This is a genomic window from Inquilinus sp. (assembly GCF_057815775.1).
Window position 1 is genome coordinate 1 of sequence record NZ_JBYRFX010001112.1, and the last position, 5,830, is coordinate 5,830.

The 5,830-nt window shown below is 69.7% G+C and carries 5 protein-coding genes and 1 pseudogene; 4 read left to right on the forward strand and 2 right to left on the reverse strand.

Translation table 11 applies throughout. The annotated features are described in order from the left end of the window. The first annotated feature begins 283 nt into the window (after positions 1-283). Both metC and hisI read left to right on the forward strand, forming a co-directional pair. Entirely contained in the window at positions 284-1,468 is a 1,185-nt protein-coding gene (metC, locus tag AC3XYG_RS39715; RefSeq protein ID WP_489145432.1) for a cystathionine beta-lyase, read from the forward strand. Continuing rightward, positions 1,465-1,860 (forward strand): phosphoribosyl-AMP cyclohydrolase, encoded by a 396-nt coding sequence (gene hisI, locus AC3XYG_RS39720; protein ID WP_489145433.1) that lies wholly within the window; start codon positions 1,465-1,467, stop codon positions 1,858-1,860. The genes metC and hisI overlap by 4 nt, the downstream gene beginning before the upstream one ends. Before the next feature lie 42 nt (positions 1,861-1,902). Here the strand turns inward: hisI and AC3XYG_RS39725 are convergent, their stop codons facing one another. After that, positions 1,903-3,222, reverse strand: a complete 1,320-nt coding sequence (locus tag AC3XYG_RS39725) for an MFS transporter (RefSeq protein WP_489145434.1) — start codon at positions 3,220-3,222, stop codon at positions 1,903-1,905. 364 nt (positions 3,223-3,586) lie between these two features. On the opposite strand from AC3XYG_RS39725, the gene AC3XYG_RS39730 reads away from it, so the two are divergent. Together AC3XYG_RS39730 and AC3XYG_RS39735 are read left to right on the forward strand one after the other, a co-directional pair. Then, the gene (locus AC3XYG_RS39730; RefSeq protein WP_489145435.1) at positions 3,587-4,177 is read left to right on the forward strand and encodes a class I SAM-dependent methyltransferase; all 591 of its coding nucleotides are present in this window, start codon (positions 3,587-3,589) and stop codon (positions 4,175-4,177) included. A 67-nt stretch (positions 4,178-4,244) separates the two neighbouring features. Beyond that, entirely contained in the window at positions 4,245-5,390 is a 1,146-nt protein-coding gene (locus AC3XYG_RS39735; RefSeq protein ID WP_489145436.1) for a hypothetical protein, read from the forward strand. A 47-nt stretch (positions 5,391-5,437) separates the two neighbouring features. On the opposite strand, the pseudogene AC3XYG_RS39740 reads toward AC3XYG_RS39735, so the two are convergent. Further along, positions 5,438-5,830 (reverse strand): annotated as a pseudogene (locus AC3XYG_RS39740) (acetyl-CoA C-acetyltransferase); the annotation flags it as partial.

Here is a 5,830-nt window from a genome sequence, read left to right on the forward strand (position 1 = left end):
ACGCCCTCGCTAACGAAATCCGAAATGTGTGAACCCCGTAGGGCCTTGAGCCGGGGGACGCGATCCAGTCGTGCAGCCAGAGGCGGCGCCAGCCTGGATCGCCCCCGTTAAGCTTAAAGGACCCCTGCGGGCTCGCGATGACGGCGTGGGGTGGCACCGTCGGCCCGCATGTCGCACGCGGGTTGCGCGGATCGGATTTGACCGGGCCGGGCGGCTGGCCGAAAGATGGGCGGCCCGTCAGTCCAGGCGACTGACACTCCACGACCGACTGACATCGACCGCCATGTCCAAATCCCGCCGCACCGCCACCATCCTCGCCCATGCCGGCCGTGACCCGATGGCCAATCACGGCATGGTCAATCCGCCGGTCTACCACACCTCCACCGTGCTGTGGCCGACGGTGGCGGCGATGGACGCGGCGCACACCGGCTTCGAGCACGGCCAGTACAGCTATGGCCGGATCGGCACGCCGACCAGCGAGGCGTTCGAGGATGTGGTCACGGCACTCGAGGGCGGCTATGGCAGCATCGCCGTGTCCTCCGGCCTGGCCGCGGTCAATGTGGCGATGACCGCCTTCGTCAAGGCGGGCGACCATGTGCTGGTCACCGACAGCGTCTACGGCCCCGGCCGGCGCTATGGCGACGCGGTGCTGAGCCGCTTCGGCGTCGAGGTCGAGTATTACGACCCGCTGATCGGCGCCGGGATCGAGGCGCTGTTCCGCGACAACACCCGGCTGGTCTACATGGAATCGCCGGGGTCGCTGACCTTCGAGGTGCAGGACGTGCCGGCGATCACCGCCGCGGCCCGGGCGCACCGCATCGTGTCGATCCTCGACAACACCTGGGCCACGCCGCTGTATTTCGACGCCTTCGGCCATGGCGTCGACGTCACCGTCCACGCCGCGACCAAGTACATGGTCGGCCATTCCGATGCGATGATGGGCATCGTCGGCGCCCGCGAGAAATCGGTGTGGTCGCAGCTGAAGAATTTCGCGGTGCAGGCCGGCCACTGCGCCGGGCCGGATGATCTCTACCTCGCCCAGCGCGGCCTGCGCACCATGGGGGTGCGGCTGCGCCAGCACCAGGAGAACGGGCTGGAGATCGCCCGCTGGCTGCAGGCAAGGCCCGAAGTGTCGCGGGTGCTGCACCCGGCCCTGCCGCAGGACCCGAACCACACGCTGTGGAAGCGCGATTTCACCGGCGCCTCCGGCCTGTTCTCCTTCGTGCTCAAGCCGGCGGCGAAGGCGCAGGTCGATGCGCTGCTGGACGGCATGGAGCTGTTCCAGATGGGCGCCAGCTGGGGCGGCTATGAAAGCCTGATCACCCCGATCCAGCCGGAGAAGATCCGCACCGCGACCGAATGGCAGGCCGAGGGCCCGGGCATCCGCCTGCATGTCGGGCTGGAGGACACGGCCGATCTGATCGCCGACCTGGAGGCCGGCTTCGACCGGCTGCGGGCCGGGGCATGACCGCGGAGTCGTTCCTCGACGAAGTCAGCTTCGATGCCGACGGGCTGGTGCCGGCGATCGCACAGCAGCATGACAGCGGCGAGATCCTGATGATGGCCTGGATGAACCGGGACGCGCTGGCGGAAACGCTGGCGACCGGCCGGGTCTGCTACTGGTCGCGCTCGCGCCAGGCGCTGTGGCGCAAGGGCGACACCTCGGGCCAGACCCAGCGCCTGGTCGAGCTGCGGCTGGATTGCGACGGCGATGCCATCCTGGTCCGCGTCGACCAGACCGGCGTCGCCTGCCACACCGGCCGGCGCAGCTGCTTCTACCGGGTGGCGCGGGACGGCCAATGGGAAACCGACCTGCCGGTGCTGCACGACCCGAAGGCGCTGTACGGGCACAGCCACTGATGCCGGGCCTGACGGGCCGGCTGGCCCGTCAGGCCTTGGGGATCAGAGGTCGTCGGACACCCGGTTCAGGTCTTCCCGGTGGGTCTCACTGATCAGCCACACCGCGATGACGCTGATCACGGCGGCAACGGTGACGTAGCCGCCGACCCAGGCGAGCCCGTACTTGTCGGCCAGGGTCTGGGCGATGTAGGGCGCCAGCGAGGCGCCGAGGATGCCGGCCAAATTGTAGGTCAGCGACGCGCCGGTGTAGCGCACCCGGGTCGGGAACAGCTCCGGCAGGAAGGCGCCCATCGGCCCGAAGATCAGGCCCATCAGGAACAGCCCCAGGCTGAGGAACACGGTGACCAGCACCACCGAGCCGCTGCCGAGCATCGGCGCGAGGAGGAAGCCGAACAGCGCCGTCAGGATGCCGCCGATGATCAGCACCGGGCGGCGGCCGAATCGGTCGCTGAGGCGCGAGGAAATCGGGATGCCGATGCCCAGGAACACGATGGCGATGCATTCCAGGCCGAGGAAGGCCTGGCGCGAATAGCCCAGCGACTTGGTGCCGAACCCGAGCGCGAACACCGTGGTGATGTAGAACAGGGCATAGCAGGACACCATCGCCAGCGTGCCCAGGATGGTGACCCGGGTGTAGCGCAGCAGCACGTCGCCGATCGGCACCCGCACCCGCTCCTGCCGCGCCATCGCCGCGCGGAACACCGGGGTTTCGACCAGCTTCAGCCGGACATACAGCCCGACGATGACCAGCGCGGCGCTGAGCAGGAACGGCACCCGCCAGCCCCAGCTGCGGAACTGGTCGTCGTCCAGCCCCAGCGCCAGCAGCAGGAACAGGCCGTTGGCGGCGATGAAGCCGATCGGGGCGCCGAGCTGCGGGAACATGCCGAACCAGCCGCGCTTGCCGGCCGGGGCATTCTCGACCGCCAGCAACGCCGCCCCGCCCCATTCGCCGCCGAGGCCGAGGCCCTGGCCGAAGCGCAGCAGGCACAACAGCGCCGGCGCGGCCCAGCCGATCGAGGCATAGCCGGGCAGGAATCCGATCAGCGTGGTCGTGATGCCCATCAGAAGCAGCGACGCCACCAGCGTCGCCTTGCGGCCGATGCGGTCGCCGAAATGGCCGAGCAGCGCCGACCCGACCGGGCGGGCGATGAAGGCGATGGCGAAGGTGGCGAAGGACAGCAGAAGCTGCGCCGTCTCCGATTCGCTGGGGAAGAACACCGGGCCCAGCACCAGCGCCGCGGCGGTGCCGTAGACGTAGAAATCGTAGAACTCGATCGCCGTCCCGATCAGGCTTGCGACCACGATCCGGCCGGTGCTGTTGGCGGGCGCCGGCGTGGCGGTTCCAAAGGTTGCGTCAGTCATGGAGAGAAAGCACCAGTGTTGCGTGGACCCGGCGGCCGGGCACAATTTCTGTCCCAGGCAGGGGATGCCGTCAACTGCAGCCACAGTCACGTCCCGCCCCATCGGGCCAGGAATGCCGCCGTTCCGCTACGCGATGATGTCAGTGTCGCGACACCGGGCTACACCGGTAATCTTCCGCCGCGACCGGAGTCCGGTGGTAACGAAAGGCTCGCGCCGGCCATTATTCGCTCCGATACCACCCGCAAAGCACTGGGATGCGTGGAGTCGATCTTGCGAATGGAAACAGATCGGCGCATCACAGCGTTCGTCGCCCGGAGGATCTCAACGCCTCCATCCGATCGACGTCGTAAGGACTGTTTGCCCGATGACCGACCACAAAGCCGGCCAAGACCGGCCGGATATGAACCCTTGGCTGTTCTTCCGCCGCTGGCTTGCCAACCCCCGTGAGGTGGGTTCGGTGACGCCTTCGTCGCCAGCCTTGAAGCGCCGGCTGACGCAGGAGATCGTGCGTGCGCCCGACGAGTACGTCGTCGAGCTCGGCGGCGGCACCGGCGCGATCACGCGCGGCATCCTGGAGCGCGGCGTCCCGGCCGACCGGCTGTACGTCATCGAGATCAACCGCGAGATGGCGCAGCATCTGCGCGACATCTTCCCGGGCATCCATGTGATCGAGGGCGACGCCCGCCGGCTGACCGAGATCCTGCCGCCCGAAGTGGTCGGCAAGGTCGGCACCACGGTGTGCGGCATCCCGATGCTGCTGCTGACGATCGAGGAGCAGCAGGCGATCGTCGATTCGGCCTATTCGGTGATGCCGAAGGGCCGGCAGATCGTGCTGTACACCTACTCGCTCGCCTCGCCACTGCCGCGCGACAAGCTGGGGCTGGCCGGCCGCCGCGTCGGCTTCGTCCCGGCCAACATCCCGCCGGCTTCGGTCTGGGCCTATCAGCAGGGCTGAGGCGGCTGATCCGTTTGCGGCTGGCCCGTTTCTAGCCGGCACGGCCGGGTTTGGAAGGATGGCGACGATGAGACGTTCGGCTTTGCTGTTCGCCGCCTTCGGCCTGGCACTGTCGACTGCGCCAGCGGCCTGGGCGCAGTCGGGCTATCACGTCCAGCTGCAGGTCAACCGCTATTCCGAGACGATCAGCGCCGCCTCCGGCATCGGGTCCTGCCGGATCGACGCCGGGGTGATCGGCACCTTTCCCGACAGCCCCGGCCGGCTGGCGATCGGCACGCCGGTCAATCTGACGATCCCCTGCGCCCTGCCGAGCACCGGCGCCGCCGGCCGCTATTCGCGGGACGACCTGGCCCACGCCTCCTTCATCGAGGCCCGGCTGGCCGGCCGGCCCGGCGCCTTCGAACTGGCCGGCCAGAACGCGCTGGTGCTGCGCCCGGCCCCCGTCGCCCTGCCCTCCGCCCCGGTTTCACCGCCCGTTTACGCGCCGCCTGTGTACACGCCGCCGCAGCAGGTGCTGGTCGCCCCGACCGCGCCCACCATCGTGCGGCCGGTGATGCCGCTGCCGCCCAATCCGGTCGCCCCGTCGCGTCCGCTGGTCATCGGCCAGCCGTCGGCACCGGCGCCGGTGCCCGCACCGCCCGGTACGGCCTTCGTGCCCCAGCCGCCGGGCTATCTCCCGGCCGCCCCTGGCGGGCCGGTCGACAGCGCCACGATGCGGTCCGACGCGTCGATCATGCTGACCTACGGCCCGGCCAGCGCCGCCGAGACCGGCCTGTCGCAACGCCTGGTCCGGCCGACCGACCCGGCCTATCCCGGGCTGCTGAGCCAGCTGGGCGGGATCGCGCCCGGCCAGACCAAGCCGCTGCCCCGGCCGGTGGCGACGATGCCGCTGGTGCCGAACGCCGTGCCCGGTGACAAGCTGCGGTCGCTGCTGGTCGGCAACTCCCTGACCGGGACCGACATCCGCTACAACCAGCAGGGGCCGTGGACCGAGTATTACGACCCGAGCGGCGTCGTCACCCGGGCCGAGACCCCCCGGCATGTCGTCGGCAGCTGGGCCATCCGCGGTGATTCGCTGTGCACGCGCTATCCCGGCCAGGCCGAGACCTGCCTGACCCTGTCGACCACGGCGACGGCGCTGCGCGGCTATGCCAGCGCCACGCTGATCGCCCTGGATCTGCGCATCCTGCCGGGCAACGCCATCCGGGGGTGACGCCGTCGTCATCCCAGGGTGACGCCGTCATCCCGGCGGGTGACGCCTCAGGGCCGCTCGATCGCGATCGCCGTGGCCTCGCCGCCACCGATGCACAGCGAGGCGACGCCGCGATGCACGCCCTGCCGTTCCATCGCCGCCAGCAGGGTGACGATCAGCCGGGCCCCGGTGGCGCCGATCGGATGACCGAGCGCGCAGGCGCCGCCATGGATATTGACCTTGTCGTGCGGCAGGTCGAGATCGCGCATCGCCGCCATCACCACGGCGGCGAAGGCCTCGTTGATTTCGAACAGATCGACGTCGCCGGCCCGCCAGCCCACCTGATCGAGCATCGTCCGGATCGCGCCGATCGGCGCCGTGGTGAACCATTCCGGCGCCTGGGAATGGGTGGCATGGCCGCGGATGACGGCGAGCACCGGCAGCCCCAGCCGGTCGGCCAC

Coding starts and splice junctions, on each gene's coding strand:
- metC (WP_489145432.1), top strand. CDS start 284: ATGTCCAAATCCCGCCGCACCGCCACCATCCTCGCCCATGCCGGCCGT.
- hisI (WP_489145433.1), top strand. CDS start 1,465: ATGACCGCGGAGTCGTTCCTCGACGAAGTCAGCTTCGATGCCGACGGG.
- AC3XYG_RS39725 (WP_489145434.1), bottom strand. CDS start 3,222: ATGACTGACGCAACCTTTGGAACCGCCACGCCGGCGCCCGCCAACAGC.
- AC3XYG_RS39730 (WP_489145435.1), top strand. CDS start 3,587: ATGACCGACCACAAAGCCGGCCAAGACCGGCCGGATATGAACCCTTGG.
- AC3XYG_RS39735 (WP_489145436.1), top strand. CDS start 4,245: ATGAGACGTTCGGCTTTGCTGTTCGCCGCCTTCGGCCTGGCACTGTCG.